The 15,830-nt window shown below is 34.9% G+C and carries 13 protein-coding genes; 10 read left to right on the top strand and 3 right to left on the bottom strand.

Annotated elements, in window-relative coordinates:
• Positions 1-9: 9 nt before the first annotated feature.
• Positions 10-2,658, top strand: coding sequence for an alkaline phosphatase PhoX (locus tag GXM17_RS05940; protein ID WP_244307344.1), 2,649 nt, complete (start codon positions 10-12; stop codon positions 2,656-2,658).
• Positions 2,659-2,801: 143 nt separating this feature from the next.
• Positions 2,802-3,704 carry a leucine-rich repeat domain-containing protein gene (locus GXM17_RS05935; protein WP_163398380.1) on the top strand — a complete coding sequence of 301 codons (903 nt, stop codon included), beginning with the start codon at positions 2,802-2,804 and terminating at the stop codon, positions 3,702-3,704.
• Between the two features lie 115 nt (positions 3,705-3,819).
• Here GXM17_RS05935 and GXM17_RS05930 read toward each other — a convergent pair whose 3' ends face one another.
• Positions 3,820-5,076 carry an OmpA family protein gene (locus tag GXM17_RS05930; protein WP_163398379.1) on the bottom strand — a complete coding sequence of 419 codons (1,257 nt, stop codon included), beginning with the start codon at positions 5,074-5,076 and terminating at the stop codon, positions 3,820-3,822.
• 489 nt (positions 5,077-5,565) lie between these two features.
• Here GXM17_RS05930 and GXM17_RS05925 point away from each other — a divergent pair, with 489 nt between their 5' ends.
• The 5 genes from GXM17_RS05925 (at position 5,566) to GXM17_RS05905 (ending at position 8,261) form a co-directional block, all read left to right on the top strand.
• Positions 5,566-5,862, top strand: a complete 297-nt coding sequence (locus tag GXM17_RS05925) for a hypothetical protein (RefSeq protein WP_163398378.1) — start codon at positions 5,566-5,568, stop codon at positions 5,860-5,862.
• A 24-nt stretch (positions 5,863-5,886) separates the two neighbouring features.
• Positions 5,887-6,171: a hypothetical protein gene (locus tag GXM17_RS05920; protein WP_163398377.1), complete on the top strand. Its 285-nt coding sequence runs from the start codon at positions 5,887-5,889 to the stop codon at positions 6,169-6,171.
• A 15-nt stretch (positions 6,172-6,186) separates the two neighbouring features.
• Positions 6,187-6,483, top strand: coding sequence for a PepSY-like domain-containing protein (locus tag GXM17_RS05915; RefSeq protein ID WP_163398376.1), 297 nt, complete (start codon positions 6,187-6,189; stop codon positions 6,481-6,483).
• Between the two features lie 16 nt (positions 6,484-6,499).
• Entirely contained in the window at positions 6,500-6,793 is a 294-nt protein-coding gene (locus tag GXM17_RS05910; protein WP_163398375.1) for a hypothetical protein, read from the top strand.
• Positions 6,794-6,920: 127 nt separating this feature from the next.
• Positions 6,921-8,261: a sigma-54-dependent transcriptional regulator gene (locus GXM17_RS05905; protein ID WP_163398374.1), complete on the top strand. Its 1,341-nt coding sequence runs from the start codon at positions 6,921-6,923 to the stop codon at positions 8,259-8,261.
• On the opposite strand, the gene GXM17_RS05900 is transcribed toward GXM17_RS05905, so the two are convergent.
• Together GXM17_RS05900 and GXM17_RS05895 are read right to left on the bottom strand one after the other, a co-directional pair.
• Positions 8,258-10,699, bottom strand: coding sequence for an ATP-binding response regulator (locus tag GXM17_RS05900; protein WP_163398373.1), 2,442 nt, complete (start codon positions 10,697-10,699; stop codon positions 8,258-8,260). The two genes, GXM17_RS05905 and GXM17_RS05900, sit on opposite strands and share 4 nt — an antisense overlap.
• Before the next feature lie 133 nt (positions 10,700-10,832).
• Positions 10,833-12,734, bottom strand: coding sequence for a S9 family peptidase (locus GXM17_RS05895; RefSeq protein ID WP_163398372.1), 1,902 nt, complete (start codon positions 12,732-12,734; stop codon positions 10,833-10,835).
• Positions 12,735-12,995: 261 nt separating this feature from the next.
• Between GXM17_RS05895 and GXM17_RS05890 the strand changes: the two genes are divergently transcribed.
• The 3 genes from GXM17_RS05890 to GXM17_RS05880 are packed head-to-tail and all read left to right on the top strand — an operon-like array spanning position 12,996 to position 15,821.
• Positions 12,996-14,108 carry an NAD(P)/FAD-dependent oxidoreductase gene (locus GXM17_RS05890; protein WP_163398371.1) on the top strand — a complete coding sequence of 371 codons (1,113 nt, stop codon included), beginning with the start codon at positions 12,996-12,998 and terminating at the stop codon, positions 14,106-14,108.
• Positions 14,108-14,875, top strand: a complete 768-nt coding sequence (mtgA, locus tag GXM17_RS05885) for a monofunctional biosynthetic peptidoglycan transglycosylase (RefSeq protein WP_163398370.1) — start codon at positions 14,108-14,110, stop codon at positions 14,873-14,875. The genes GXM17_RS05890 and mtgA overlap by 1 nt, the downstream gene beginning before the upstream one ends.
• Positions 14,865-15,821, top strand: coding sequence for a lipid A deacylase LpxR family protein (locus GXM17_RS05880; RefSeq protein ID WP_163398369.1), 957 nt, complete (start codon positions 14,865-14,867; stop codon positions 15,819-15,821). The genes mtgA and GXM17_RS05880 overlap by 11 nt, the downstream gene beginning before the upstream one ends.
• Positions 15,822-15,830 lie beyond the last annotated feature (9 nt).

The raw sequence follows: 15,830 nt of genomic DNA, 5'->3' as shown, positions 1-15,830 counted from the left end.
TACAATACCGTGAAAAAAAAATTACTTTCAGTTGCTACATTGTTACTAATAGCAAATTCAGCAATTCAGGCACAGACTACAATTTTTGATAAAGCTTCTTCATGGCGTTATGATGACAAAGGTGTGCAGTTAGCCGGCCAATGGAAAAATCCGGGATTCGATATTTCTGCATGGTCATCAGGAAACGGACCATTAGGTTATGGGGATCCAGTTACTACTACTATTGCTAAGCCTTTGAATACGGCTTATTTTACCAAAGATTTTACAGTTAATTTAGCTGATCTAAGTGCCACTATGGAACTTGGAGTAATGAGAGATGATGGTATTATTGTTTTCTTGAATGGAGTTGAAATAGTAAGAGATAATATGCCGGCAGGTGAAATTACATACGAAACGCTTTCAAGCACAACGGTTGACGGGGCTAATGAAAGCATTTATAATGTCTTTTCAATTCCAAGATCAAAATTTGCAGATGGGGTTAACAGAATTTCTATCGAACTCCACAACAGAGGAGCGGGAAGTTCTGATCTAAGAATGGATGCTTATCTTAAAACAGTTCCTGATAATGGATTTGACAAAGGTTCCTCATGGAGTTATGATGATAAAGGGGTTCAGTTAGCCGGCCAATGGAAAAATCCGGGGTTTGATATTTCAGCCTGGTCTTCAGGAAACGGACCGTTAGGATATGGCGATCCCGTGACTACGACTATCACAAAACCTTTAAATACGGCATATTTTACCAAAGATTTTACAGTTAATTTATCTGATCTTACAGCAACTATGGAATTAGGGGTAATGAGAGATGATGGTATTCTTGTATTTTTAAATGGAGTTGAGGTAGTAAGAGATAATATGCCGGCAGGTGAAATTACATACGAAACGCTTTCGAGCACAACCGTTGATGGTGCTAATGAAAGCATTTATAATCTCTTTTCAATTCCAAAAGCGAATTTTGTACAGGGAGTGAACAGAATTTCTATAGAATTGCACAACCGGGGAGCAGCCAGTTCCGATTTAAGGATGGATGCTTATCTTAAAAATGCAGCCCCGCCTGTAGTTATACCTCCTGATACTTCTTGTAATGACGGAAACCATATTAGCTGTTTTACATCTATTGTTCCTACAGCGCAGACCTCAAAATTAATTATTCCGACACAGCATAAATATCAATTGATTCTTAAAGAAGGTGATTCTTATACTGAAGGTGGAGGATTTGTTGGCGGACAAAACGATTTTACGGGATATGTTGCTAAAAAAAATGGCGGTATGCCAAGCAGTACAGATGGATACCTTTCTGTAAACCATGAAACCAACCCGGGTGGTGTTACAATGGCAGAAATAAATTTCAATGCTGCTACAAAACTTTGGGAGCTGACAAAATCAAGAGCTGTAGATTTTTCAGGAACTAGCTTAGTGCAAACCATTAGAAACTGTTCCGGAGGAGTTACGCCTTGGGGAACTATTGTTACGGCAGAAGAGTCTGTAACAGGAAATGATACAAATGGAGACGGCTACAAAGATTATGGGTGGTTTGTAGAGATTGATCCGGCTACAGCAGAGGTTTCTTCAAAAAATGCCAATGGAACGAAAGGGAAACTTTGGCAAATGGGAATCATGAATCACGAAAACGTAGTGGTTAATGATGCCGGAACATTAGCTTATTATGGTGAAGACGGAGGAACTCACATGGTGTACAAATATGCAATGGATACTCCAAATGATCTTTCTTCCGGAAATTTATATGTTTTAAAGCTGGATCAGGGTTTAACAAACGGAAACCCTGTGGCTACAACGGCAACCTGGATTCAGGTTCCGAATAAGACACAAGCGGATCAAAACAATACAACTTCGCTGGCTGAATCTTTAGGAGGTACAAGATTTAACGGAATAGAGGATGTAGAAATAAGTCCTGTAGATGGTAAAATATATTTTACAGCAAAAGGACTGGATAAGGTATATCGTTTAAAAGATAACGGTACGACAGCTTCAGAAGTTGAGGTTTTTGTTGGCGGAGGATCAACGGTTTATAATTTACATACAGCAGACGGTGTTAAATCTGAAGCCTGGGGAGACGGTAACGATAATTTGACTTTTGATGAATTAGGAAATCTTTGGGTACTTCAGGATGGAGGAAAGAATTACATTTGGGTAGTAGCTCCTGATCATACTCAGGCAAATCCTAAAGTAAAACTTTTTGCTTCCATGCCAGCGGGTTCAGAGCCTACCGGTCTTACTTTTACACCAGATCATAAATTCGGATTTTTCTCTATCCAGCATCCGAGTTCGTCTATTGCTACTGATGTTGATGCAACAGGAAACACCATTAATTACAAAGGGAAATCGGCTACAATAGTTATTGCCCTTAAACAAAATTTAGGAATACATGGCTCTTTAGGGACTATAGATCATGCAATTGACCATGTGATCGTATCTCCAAATCCTACTTCTGGAATTGTACAGATTAATTCAGGAAATCTTAAAAACTTTGAAGTTACCGCTTACAACTTGTTAGGACAGATTGTTTTCAAAAAGAGTTTTTCCGAAACAGATTCTATTACGGAAGTAGATTTAACAACACAATTTCTGTATTCAAATATGCTGATTTTAAATATTGAAGCTGATGGTTTCCAAAAAACCGTTAAACTTCTAAAAAAATAAGTACAAATTTTAGTTTTAGCTGCCGGCATTCAATGCCGGCAGCTTTTATATTTATGAAATCGCTACTTACGAAACGTTTGTTGAAAACAAGTACCGCTAAGAAAAAGCGATACATATAGCCACTTAAAGTAATAACTACATATATGAAAAAAATACTTTTATTGATTGTATTTGTATTGTTCCTCTCTAATGCAAAAGCACAAATTGATCCCGTTAAATATCCTACTTACACAGATATTGATGCGGCAATTTTAAGTAAAAAAACGGTTTATAGTATGAGTTTCAGAGATAAGGGTTTATACAACCTTCCTGCTGATCTTATAAAATTGGATTCCCTGTTTTTCCTAAATCTGATGGCGAATCATTTAGAAAAAATGGACAAAGTAATATTTTCACTGAGGGAACTCGAAATTTTAAATGTAAATGAAAACGGAATTAAGTTTATTCCCGATGGAATTGGCGAATTGAAAAAGCTAAAAACATTATCGATGAACCTTAATAGCCTGACGGCTGTAAATTCAGAAATCTCAAAACTTCAAAATTTAAAGGTGGTACATTTTGATTCTAATAATTTAAGTGTTTTTCCTGAAGCCCTGTTGGATATACCCTCTTTAGAAGAGATAAACCTGCACAGTAATCAAATAAGTTATGTTTCAGACCGGTTAGATAAAATTAAAAATTTGCTCTACCTGAATCTTTCTGCTAATCAAATCAATGACTTAGGAGAAGTAAAATTGCCAAAACAAATAAAATATTTAGAATTACAGAAAAACAGTATTGTAAAAATTCCTGAGGCAGTATTTCAATCCGGGAACATGGAATTTTTAAATGTAAGTGATAATGCTATAACTCAAATTTCTCCAAAAATAAGAGCACTAAAAAATGTGGTAAGTATGAATTTAGCCAATAATAGACTCAGGGATTTACCGGAAGACATTCAGTATCTAAAAAAACTTAAAACGCTCATTCTGGTTGGTAACCCAATGACAAAGGAAACGATTGCTAACCTTAGAGATTTAATGCCTCAGACAATAATTTACTTTTAAAATTAAACCACGTAGTTATATGATTGAAATTATAATATGTTGTTTAATAAAAAAAGCGTGAAAATTCACGCTTTTTTAATGATGCCGGATAATAAATTCGACTAATTAGTGTGTCTTAATTTTTTATCTTGAAAGTAACTCTTCTTACTAATTTTCTCGCTGTAGCAGAATCTTTATCTACAGAAGTATCTACACCTCCGCTTATTACGGTTATTCTTTCCGGAGCAATCTTCGCTTTTAGAAGAATATTTTTTACATTGTCTGCTCTTTCATTAGCTAATTTTTCATTATATACAGCATTTCCAATTTCATCAGCATAACCAGTAATATCTACAGAAGCTGAAGGATTGTTTCGTAAATAGTTTAATACGAAATTAATGCCATCCATTGAAGAGTCCGTAGGAGTAGATTTGTTGAAATCGAAGTAAGCAGCAACATAACCTCCGTTAACTAATTTCGTAATTGATTCCTTGTCACTTATTGGATCATCGCTGTTTGCAGTACCAGGATACGTTTTAGTCAAGTAGCGCTCCAATTCATCAGGGATAGCGTTATTGTTTAAATCAATAGCTCTACCTTTAGAATCAACCATAAGTCCCGCAATTGTATTTGGCTCAAGATCTAAATAATCTACAACACCATCTTTGTCAGAATCAAGGAACATCTTATCATGCTGATCAAGTCTTTCTCTTAAAGCTGCTATTTCTTCGTTTTCAAAAACAATCCAGTCAGCATGGTTTTCTTTTTTACCTAAGTATAATGTCAGGCCTATAGTTCCATTAAATAAAGCTCCGTTGAAACCTTTCTCCGCGTTAACTGCAGCTGCATCATACGTGTGACTTTGAAGAGCATTGGTAATAGTTGAAAAATCTCCGGTCAAAACCAGTTTATCTGATAACTTTACCTGAGCAGTTACACCAATGATAAAGTTAATCATTTTGTCATCTAATGAAGAGTTTTTGTCCTCGAAGTAGGCAGCACCAATACCTGTATGTCCTAATAAGCCGATTGTTTTGGTCCAGGTTTGAAAATCCATAATCCGACCTAAGTTGGCTACACCCTGAACATCAAATCTATAATATTTTGTACTGAATTCAGGTGAGTTTTTTTCTTCCTGAAAGCTATTATAGCCAAAATCAGCTTTCAAACCAAACTTATTGTTGAACATGTATCGTACACCTAAATCAATAACATACGGACTTATTGGTGATGTGTAATATTTCATTGGTTTTTGTGGTTTGTTAAATCCGCCTGCAAATTCAATAGACCATTTGTTGAAATTTCCATTAGTTAAACTTTCGCCTGTGCCGATTTGAGCATTAGCTGTTAAAACTGTTACTAGCAGAACAAGTAATAGTATAATTCTTTTCATTTATTGAAATTTTAAAATTTCGTGCAAAACTACAACTTAATTTTTAACATTTTAATACAGATAATGCAATTAAATGTAATTGTTTGTAAATATGTTAAAAAAAAATTTTAAACAGTTGTTTTGTGTTATTATTTCATTTATGGCTTGTTTTCTTTAGTAATATAAATTCAACAAAAATTCGTTTGTCAGTATTTATTTAATTTTTTTCTTCAAAAAAATTTAAATAGTTTTTATAGTTAGAATTATGTCATTAAAAAATGAAGTTTTTTTAGATTAGTTTTTTTATTTAATGCCACACTTGTGTGTATTTTTTACACATAGTTTCTAAGGAATTATACACAATAGCATTTATTAAAAATGAGTATATTTATGTAATGTACTGAAAAACAACAATTTATGTATTTTTGAAGATGTAATTCTGATTACGGCATAATAATTTCTTTGACTAATGTGTAAAACAACATATATAACATTTAAAATATACATATTATGAAAAATCTATTTTTATCAGCCGCAATCGTTTTGGGAGGTTTAACTTCATTTGCTTCAACTTCTCCAGTTTCAGATAATGTCATAAAAACAGTTTCAATCCAGGATGAATATACTGAAGTGAAATTAGAAGAAGTTCCTACTGCAATCACTGACGCTCTTAAAAAAGCATATCCGGATGTTGTACTTTCGAAAGCATATAAAAATGCAAAATCAGAATACAAATTAGATGTTACTGTTGGTGATAAAGTAGGAAATCTGTTTGCTAATGCAGACGGTACATGGATTAAAAAATAATTTACTAACTTTAAATGACTTATTATGAAAAAGTTAATCTTATCAGCCGCAATAGTTTTAGCAAGTTTGTCAGTTCAGGCATCAGCTTTAAGTTCTGCAAATTCATTTTATTCGATAATTCAGGACGATTACAAAGAAGTAGATGCTGTTCCGGCAGCCGTTAAAACTGGTTTAGACAATGCATACCCTGGTGTAAAACTTGAAAAAGCGTTTGTAAACAGCAAAAAGGAATACAAAATCGAAATAACAGTACGAGGTGATAAATCTATTGTTTATACAGATGAAAAGGGAAATATCATTAAGAAATAATTTAAAAGAAGTATTATGAAAAAATTAATTTTATCTGCAGCACTTATTTTGGGAGGCTTGTCAGTTCAGGCAGCAATGTCTGAAGTAAAAATTTCAAGTGTTAATTCTTTACTGTTTCAGGATGAATATACAGAAGTTGCTTCAGATGCGGTTCCTGCAACTGTTAAATCTACAGCAGAGAAATCTTTTCCAAACACTAAACTCGAAAAAGTATATAAAAATGCAAAAAACGAGTATAAACTGGAAATCTCAAACGGTGACAAAAAGTATACAATTTTTACAGATGCATCAGGAAACATCATTAAAAAGTAATTAAAAAATCAACATTATGAAAAAGTTAATCTTATCAGCAGCAATTATTCTTGGAAGTTTGTCAATTTACGCTACAACTACTAATGTTGAACCCGTAAAAGTTAGCGTAAATTTTCAATCAGAATATAAAGAAATAAAAGCAGAAGAAGTTCCTGAAGCTGTAACAAAAGCACTGGAAACTGCTTATCCGGGAGCAAAACTTGAGAAAGTATTTGTAAACGAGAAAAAAGAATACAAGCTGGAAATAGCAGTTGGAGACCAAAAGGCTACTGTTTACTCGGATGCCAATGGTAACTGGTTAAAAATATAATTAGGTGAATTAGATTTATGTTTTTGGTGAAAAAGAGATTGCTTTACTGCAGTCTCTTTTTTTTTACATAATTTTGTGAAAATACTGTATTAATAGTGGTATTTTAGCAAAAAGTCCCAAAAAGCACATGCCGAAGATATTATTAATAGAAGACGATATTTCATTTTGCAAATTATTGGAAAGGTTTCTGGTAAAAAAAGCATTTGATGTAACTATTGCTTTCTCCGCAGAAGAAGCCCGATTGTATGTCAAAAAAGAGTCATTCGATTTGATTTTGACAGACCTTCGTTTGCCTGATGCAGACGGGATTGTTTTGATGACCGAATTTAAAACTTCGCATCCCGAAATCCCTGTTATACTTATGACGGGCTATTCTGATGTAAATACAGCCGTAAAAGCAATTAAAAACGGCGCTTCAGATTACATCTCAAAACCATTTAACCCTGATGAAGTTTTATTGGTCATTACAAATGCATTGCAAACGGCACCAACTGAAAAAGCAGCAGTTAAAGAAAAAAAAGTCCACAAGAAAGAGGTTTCTGCTCAAAATGAGTTTGTAAAAGGAATTTCAGTTGCATCCAAAAAATTACTGGAACACATTAAACTGGTAAGTCCTACAGATATGTCTGTTTTAATAATTGGTGAAAGCGGCACCGGAAAAGAAATTATTGCCAAAAGTATCCATCAGCAAAGCCATCGTAAAAATAATAATTTTATAGCTGTTGATTGCGGTGCTATTCCAAAAGAACTGGCAGCCAGCGAATTCTTCGGGCATTTAAAAGGATCTTTTACAGGAGCAATCAGTGATAAAACAGGATATTTTGAAGCTGCGAATGGCGGTACAATTTTTCTGGATGAAATTGGAAATCTTTCTTATGAAAATCAGATCCAGTTGTTAAGGGCGCTTCAGGAACGAAAAATTAAACCTGTTGGAAGCAATAAAGAAATCAATGTTGATATCCGGATTATTACTGCAACCAACGAAGATTTGCGTGAAGCAGTTAAAAACGGTGATTTCCGCGAAGATTTATACCACCGGATTAATGAATTCTCAATCCAGTCGCCTTCGTTAACAGACAGGGGAGAAGATTTAATGGTTTTTGCTGATTACTTTTTAGAGAAAGCAAACCAACAGTTAAATAAAGATATTATCGGCTTTTCACCGGAAGTGGTAGCCATTTTTCAAAAATACAGCTGGCCGGGAAATTTACGTGAACTTCAAAACTGCATCAAACGGGCAACACTTCTGTCTCAGGGAGATTTCATTGAGAGTGATGTTTTGCCAATTGAGTTTTTTCAAACAGAAAAACCAGGTTCTTCAGGCAGTTTTTCTTTGTCTGACAATGAAAAAGAAACCATTATTCATGCCTTATCCAGAACCCAAAACAATAAATCTGAAGCGGCAAAGCTGTTAAAAATAACCCGAAAAACGCTTTACAATAAACTGAAGCAATACAATATTGATTAAAGGATTTCTTTTTTTAAACTATCAAAAAGCAAATCAATTTTGGCTTTTAAATTGCTTAAATGAGATTCCAAATCTGAATTTTTCAAGGTGTTTTGTTCTAATTTAGTAAGGATTTCACCAGTTTCGTAGGCTTGGATTTGCCTGAACATTGGTGCCATTCTGTGGCTGATTGCATTTACTTCGGCTATGTTTTTTTTCTGCACGGCATCTTCCAAAGCATTTAAATTTCTTTTTGTACTTTTTATAAATGATCTGATGAACTCTCTTGCTGATTCTGTATCGTTTCCTAAAAACTCTTTTAAAGTTGCTAAAGAATAGGTTTTTGAAGAAATTTCTTCTTCTGTTGTTACAATTTTATTGTCCAGACTTATGGTGTTGTCTAAAACTTTCTGAATAGTTTCAAGCAAGGATTTTGGAGAATAAGGCTTGTTTATTACGGTCGAAAAACCTGCATCCGTATAAGTAGAAAAATCTAAATCTGTTCGCCCTGTTATAGCCATAATGGGCTGATTTTTATAACATGAACCCTTTTTGCTTTTTAGTTTTTTAACAAACAAGAAACCATCAATTTCAGGCATCTGAATATCTGTAATGATGAAATCAAAATCGGTATTGTGTATAGTTTCCAAAGCTTCTGAGGCACTTGTAAATGATAAAACCTGATGTCCCTGCTGTTTTAAAACAGTGCTGGTCAGATTGAGCAAATTAATATCGTCATCTACAACGATAAAAGTAAATTTTTCAGAGTTTGCAGTAATTTCTTTTGATTCGGGGTCCGGAAGGCCTGGACTTGTATCAAATGAAAGTGGCAGTTTAATTTTAAATGTACTTCCTTGTCCAAATGTACTTTCAAGTTTTAATTTTCCGCCTAATATCGAAATGATTTTTTGACAGATGGCCAGCCCTAAACCTGTTCCGCCATATTTTTTTTCAATGTTTTCATTCGCCTGCGCAAATTCTTCAAATACCAGTTTCAGATTTTTCTTTTCGATTCCAATACCGGAATCTTCAATGGTAATGGCAAAAAAATCATTTTCTTCAGCAACATATGCATTAATTCTTATAAAACCCTGTTCAGTAAATTTATACGCATTTCCGATTATATTGGTTAAAATCTGTTTCAGACGAAACGGATCGCCGACGATTTTGGTGTTCAGCTTTTCATCAACATTAATAATCAGGTCAATATTCTTTTGTTTGTTAACGGTCTGAATACTTTTGGCCACTTCATCAATGATTTCAGGTAATAAAAATGGAACTTTTTCAATTGTGATTTTTCCGGCTTCGATCTGAGAAAAATCCAGTAAATCCTGTACCAGCTGGGTAATATATTCCGAAGAATTCCGGATGTTTTTAATGAAATAAGACTGTTTGGTAGTGACATCAGTATTGCCTAAAAGTTCAGAATATCCCACAATGGTACTCAACGGTGTTTTTAAATCATGACTGACTGTTGAGATAAGCTGTTCCCGGCTTTTAAGCAGGTTTTTGGTTTTAAAATTGGCAATCTCCAGCTGTTTTTTATACAACTGGGATTTCGAATAATCACTAACAATGATGATAGAGAAAATGACAGTAAGCAGTAAACCTACAATAGCCGAAACGGTAACGATTTCATTTACTTTTTTTAGTGATTTTTCTTTGAGGGAATTGTTTTTAATCGAATTGATAATAATTTCCCTTTCAATTATCCGGAGTACTTTTCGAAGCTGTTCAGAAATAGCAATTTCATTTTTGAGCAATTTATTTTCTTCAAAATTTAAAGATTCTTTTTTCTTCTCTGCTTTTTGTTTTACATCACTCAAAAGCTTTTTTGAATTAGCCAGAATAGAGTCAGAAGCCTGTTTGGTAAGTGTATTGGTACTGTCATCCGGAATGTTCTGATTGAGATAATCAACATATTTTTGCAGTACATTTCGCTGATAACTTCCTAAATCGTTTGGGTTTTTGGTAAAATCCTGAAGTTCCAGTTTTCGGAGTTTAAACTCCATTTTGGTAATTTCGTCAATCGCCGTATTAACTGAAACTTCGTCCTCAGCTTTATTTTTTATCGTTTTTAATTGTCTGATGTTTTCTGTTTTTTCAGACAATAAGTAAGTAACGCTGTCTAATAAAGCCTTTTGATATTGTGTTGTAACAATTTGTTTTAAGGTGTCAATCCTTGATTTTAAGGAGTCTGTTTCGATGAGATAGCTTTTGAAATCTTTTTCAGAGTTGGTCTGAATTGTTTTTCTGGCTAAACTTTCCGTTTTATATACATTCGAAAAAAGCTTGCTGACTCTTAATATTTTAGTTTTTTCAAAGGCAATTTTATCTTCTAAGTTATTGTAAACTACATTTTCAGAATATAAAAACCATCCCACAATTACTACGAGCCCAACCAGTGCAAGATAGCCGAAAAGTACTTTAATGGGCATATAGCTTTTTTTGCTTTCCATAAATTTAGTAGTAAGGAGTTGTTTTTTGAATGATTACTGCAATTTATTCAATATTTTCTGTTTTAAAAAGCCAAACTTTCTATAAAAAAAGCCACAGACTGGAGAGCTGTGGCCAAAAATATTTTGTTTTTTATTAAAGGGTTTCTTTGAGCCATTTAAAAAATTCGTTTTGCCATACCTGAGCATTCTGAGGTTTTAAAACCCAGTGATTTTCATCAGGGAAATAAAGAAAACGACTCTTGATGCCTCTTAACTGTGCCGCCTGAAACGCCTCCTGACTTTGCCCAATCGGCACACGGAAATCTTTTCCGCCCTGAACAATTAAAATCGGTTTGTTCCAGTTCCCAACCAAAGTTGCAGGATTAAAAGTCGTGTATGCTTTTTGTGCAGCCAAATTGTCTTTTTCCCAGTAAGCGCCGCCAAAATCCCAGTTGCTAAAGAAAACTTCTTCAGTTGTTCCAAACATGCTTTGTGTATTGAAAACGCCATCGTGAGCGATAAACGTTTTAAAACGGTTTTTGTGAATTCCGGCCAGATAAAATACTGAATATCCTCCGTAGCTCGCACCCACACATCCTAAACGGTCTTTATCCACGTATTTTTCTTTGGCTACATCATCAATAGCAGAAAGGTAATCATCCATAACCTGACCGCCCCAGTCTTTACTGATCTGCTCGTTCCATTCTACACCGTGACCCGGCATTCCACGACGATTTGGTGCTACAACTATATATCCTTTAGCAGCCATTAAGGAGAAATTCCAACGGAAAGAATACGATTGTGTCAATGCAGCCTGTGGCCCTCCCTGACAGAATAATAAAGCTGGATATTTTTTTGAAGCGTCAAAATTGGGAGGAAGAATAACCCAAACCAGCATTTTTTTGCCATCAGTTGTCGTCACATAACGCTTTTCTGTTTTGCTCAGGGTTAATGTTTTGTACGTTGCTGTGTTTACATTTGATAATTGTTTCCAGGTATTTTTCTTCAAATTAAAAGAATAAATTTCTGAAGCATGATTCATGTCGGATCTCGTTACAATAATCTCATCACCAGAGAAACCAACCAAGTCGTTTACATCAAAATCCCCGCTAGTTATTTGTCGGACATTGATTGCAATTTTAGTCAGACCCGGAAAATTAACTGTGAAAAGCTGTTTTGTCCCGTCAATTGGTGCTACAAAAAATACAGTTTTCCCATCTTTGCCCCAGATAAAATTATCTACAGTTCCGTCCCAGTGGGCTGTCAAATTTTGTTTGATTCCTTTGAACTCAACAATAATATCATTTTTATCAGATTCATAACCGTCACGCTTCATTTGCAGCCAGGATAAATTTCCTGTTGGAGAAAATTGAGGAGCGGTATCGTAACCCAGATTGCCCTCAGTCCTGTTTATTGTTTTTTGTGTCTCTAAATTGTACTCGTAAATATTTGTATTGGTTGAAATGGCATAATCGGTTCCTGCTTTTTTCTTGCATACATACAAAATGCTTTTGCTGTCCGGAGACCAAATGTAATCTTCGTCGCCTCCAAAAGGTTTTTGCGGACTGTCAAAATTTTCATCTTTCAAAATGTCAATTCCTTTTGCACCGTCCTTATTTTCCTTATAAAAAACATGGTTAAATTTCCCTTCGTTCCAGGTATCCCAATGGCGATAATCAAGGCCGTCGTAAATCTGGGCATCCGATTTGTCAAGATTTGGATAGAAATCTTTTCCTAAAACTTTTTCGAGTTTTACCTCTTCGTTATAAACCACATATTTTCCGTCAGGCGAAACGTTCTTATCGGCCAGAACCTCTTTAGTGTCTTTAATTTCAGTTGCGGTTCCTCCATTTACAGACAGAATGTAAAATTTAGAATGTGATTTGTTTTCCTCTACAGAAGGAGTTGAAACTTTGAAAACAACATTTTTACCGTCTTTCGAAAGTCCGAGTGGCGTTACTCTTCCTAATTTCCATAGCAACTCCTGCGACATTACATTTTGTCCAATAACATTTAAACTCATCATTATTAAGGTTATAAATAATACTTTTTTCATAATAAAATTCTATTCTTTGTGGTGCTAAAAATACAACATTTAGATTCCGATTAGTTAAATTTAAATTCCAATTTTGAAAATTCTAAATTCCAAACTCTGTGAGAGTATATCGAAGGTTTCAATTCCTCTTTAGTGATACAAAACTCAGGAGATTAAGTTTTTGGAATTTTGTCTGAAGATTGGAATTTGGAATTTAAAAAATTGTAATTTACACCAGGATTGGAATTTGGAATTTAAAATTTGGAATTTAAAAAAAAGCAGATGGAATTAAGTTATTGGGAACTGAAAAACTGGTTTACAAATGTAGATTATACTATAGTTGGAAGTGGGATTACAGGGCTTCATACAGCATTGCGGTTGCGCGAAAGATTTCCGGAAGCAAAAATTCTCGTGTTAGAAAAAGGGATGCTTCCGCAAGGCGCCAGTACAAAAAATGCCGGTTTTGCCTGTTTTGGAAGTCTTTCTGAAATTTTGGAGGATTTAAAAACACATACTGAAGAAGATGTTGTCCAGTTAATAGAAAAACGCTGGCAGGGTTTACAGCTGCTCCGAAAAAGGTTAGGGGATCATGCTATAGATTTTAAGCCTTATGGCAGATATGAATTGTTTTTGAAAGAGGATGAATCTGGTTTTAATGAATGTATTTCTAAAATTCCTTTTATAAATGAAGTTTTAAAGCCAGTTTTTAAAGCAGAAGTTTTTACCAAAGAAATTGACCGTTTCGGGTTTGAAAATATCCGGGAATATTTGATTTTTAATCCGTTTGAAGCACAGATTGATACCGGTAACATGATGCAGGAATTACTGAAACAGGCTGTTGCTGCCAATATTTTAATTCTGAATCAGCAAACAGTAACTTCTTACATTGATGCTGGAAACCATGTTGAAGTCGTGGTGAATGATTTTAGTTTTAAAACACAAAAACTGCTTTTCGCAACTAATGGTTTTGCTAATTCATTAACAAAAGGCGCTGTACAGCCTGCCAGGGCACAAGTTTTAATTACAGAGCCAATTCCCAATTTAGATATTAAAGGAACTTTTCATTTAGATCGTGGGTACTATTATTTCAGGAATATTGGTGAAAGGATTTTGTTAGGCGGAGGAAGAAACCTGGATTTTGAAACCGAAAACACTACCGAATTTGGTAACACCAAAATTGTGCAAAATAAATTGGAAGATTTACTGAAAAATGTAATTTTACCAAATCAGGATTTTTATATTGCTCATCGATGGAGCGGCATTATGGGAGTCGGAAACAGTAAAAACCCTGTTGTGTCTCAACTGTCTGATAACGTGTTTTGTGGAGTGCGTTTGGGCGGAATGGGAGTAGCAATAGGCAGTTTAATAGGAACAGAATTAGCAGATTTATTATAATGGCAGCCAAAAAACCAACAACCAAAAAACCAACCGCAAGTAAATCAAAAACATCTTCAAAAAAGTCAAACCGCTCTTGGGGAGAAAAAATAAAATGGTTTTTAATCAAACTGATGTTATGGTTCTTTGGACTCTCAATAGCATCAGTAGTTATTTTTAAATATGTACCGGTACCCTTTACACCACTTATGGTAATTCGTGCCATCGAAAATAAACTGGCCGGTAAAGAAGTTTATTTTGATCATGACTGGGAACCGATTGAAAAAATTTCGAAGAATCTGCAAAAAGCTGTTATCGCCAGTGAAGACGGCACTTTTCTATACCACAACGGATTCGATTTTAAAGCGCTTCAAAAGGCCTATAAAAGCAATGCCCGTGGCCGCAGGATTCGTGGCGGAAGCACAATCTCACAGCAGACAGCAAAAAATGTCTTTCTCTGGCAGGGGAAAAGCTATTTTCGTAAAGGATTAGAAGCTTATTTTACAGTGCTGATAGAAATCATCTGGGGAAAAGAACGAATTATGGAGGTATATCTGAACAGCATAGAAATGGGAGATGGGGTTTACGGAGCCTATGCCGCAACAGAGCACTGGTACAGGCGTGATGCTTCTAGTTTGACACCAATGCAGGCAGCCGGGATTGCGGCTATTCTTCCAAATCCGAGAAAATTTAAAGCTACCGGATCCTCAAGTTATATTGTAAGACGAAAAGAAAGAATTGTTCGCGAAATGCGCGCTGTAGGAAAAATTAATTATGATGGGAAGTAAAAAAAGCTTTTTTCTGCTTTTCGTATGGGTGACAGCTTTTGGTTTCGCACAGGTAAAAAAGACTGAAATAGGTTTTATCACAGATAATGATCTTTATACCTCCTCTAAAAACGATATGTATTATACCAATGGACTGGAGTTTTTTTACAGGTTTTTGTCGAAAAATAACAACGAAAAAATCAATAAGAAAATTACTGAGTTCAGAGTGGGGCAATATATTTACAATCCCAGATTTATTAATGAAGAAGCGGTTACCATAAACGACCGCCCTTTTACGGGATATCTCTTTGCAGAGGCAGGACGCAGTTTCTTTTATCAAAGCGAATCGGTTTTAAAAACTGATTTTCAACTGGGCTTTATTGGACCCAATGCTTTTGGCGAAGAAATGCAGGGAGGTTTTCATAAGATCATAGGATATAAAAAAATATATGGCTGGGAAAATCAGCTGCATAATGCCCTGGCTGTACAGGCTCATGTTATGTATTCGAAGAAATTATTTCCAGTAAAACATCATGATTTTGCTGATCTTCATTTTCAGTCTGAAGCGAATCTGGGAACTATTTTTACAGGAGTTTCCACAGGGTTGTTAGCGCGGTTTGGATTTAAAAAGCTGCTGCCGGTTTACGATTCTAATTTACATGATGCTTCAGTGAGTTTTGACCCTCAGTACAATATTCGGGAATTTTACTTTTATGCAATGCCAAGTGTAAATTATCAGTTTTATGATGCGACAATTCAGGGTAGTATGTTTAATAACACAAGTCCGCTTACTTTTGATCTGGAACCCCTGCGTTTTAATGCTGAAGCTGGTTTAAAATATCGTTACAATAATTTTAATATATCGTATTCATTTTTGTATCGCGGAAGGGAATTAAAAGATCCTGAGACCAATACCAATAGTGGCTATTTTTATGGTTCGATTCGTTTTGGGTTCTTACTGAAATAGTTTATTAAA

The sequence above is a fragment of the Flavobacterium fluviatile genome (assembly GCF_010645065.1).
GTDB classification, from domain to species: Bacteria; Bacteroidota; Bacteroidia; order Flavobacteriales; family Flavobacteriaceae; genus Flavobacterium; species Flavobacterium fluviatile.
The sequence above is the reverse complement of the archived record's forward strand: the minus strand, read 5'-3'. Positions and strand labels throughout refer to the sequence as shown.

What these genes read in the sequence shown, in the direction of transcription:
- GXM17_RS05935 (WP_163398380.1), top strand. Translation starts at nt 2,802, where the DNA reads ATGAAAAAAATACTTTTATTGATTGTATTTGTATTGTTCCTCTCTAAT.
- GXM17_RS05930 (WP_163398379.1), bottom strand. Translation starts at nt 5,076, where the DNA reads ATGAAAAGAATTATACTATTACTTGTTCTGCTAGTAACAGTTTTAACA.
- GXM17_RS05925 (WP_163398378.1), top strand. Translation starts at nt 5,566, where the DNA reads ATGAAAAATCTATTTTTATCAGCCGCAATCGTTTTGGGAGGTTTAACT.
- GXM17_RS05920 (WP_163398377.1), top strand. Translation starts at nt 5,887, where the DNA reads ATGAAAAAGTTAATCTTATCAGCCGCAATAGTTTTAGCAAGTTTGTCA.
- GXM17_RS05915 (WP_163398376.1), top strand. Translation starts at nt 6,187, where the DNA reads ATGAAAAAATTAATTTTATCTGCAGCACTTATTTTGGGAGGCTTGTCA.
- GXM17_RS05910 (WP_163398375.1), top strand. Translation starts at nt 6,500, where the DNA reads ATGAAAAAGTTAATCTTATCAGCAGCAATTATTCTTGGAAGTTTGTCA.
- GXM17_RS05905 (WP_163398374.1), top strand. Translation starts at nt 6,921, where the DNA reads ATGCCGAAGATATTATTAATAGAAGACGATATTTCATTTTGCAAATTA.
- GXM17_RS05900 (WP_163398373.1), bottom strand. Translation starts at nt 10,699, where the DNA reads ATGGAAAGCAAAAAAAGCTATATGCCCATTAAAGTACTTTTCGGCTAT.
- GXM17_RS05895 (WP_163398372.1), bottom strand. Translation starts at nt 12,734, where the DNA reads ATGAAAAAAGTATTATTTATAACCTTAATAATGATGAGTTTAAATGTT.
- GXM17_RS05890 (WP_163398371.1), top strand. Translation starts at nt 12,996, where the DNA reads ATGGAATTAAGTTATTGGGAACTGAAAAACTGGTTTACAAATGTAGAT.
- mtgA (WP_163398370.1), top strand. Translation starts at nt 14,108, where the DNA reads ATGGCAGCCAAAAAACCAACAACCAAAAAACCAACCGCAAGTAAATCA.
- GXM17_RS05880 (WP_163398369.1), top strand. Translation starts at nt 14,865, where the DNA reads ATGGGAAGTAAAAAAAGCTTTTTTCTGCTTTTCGTATGGGTGACAGCT.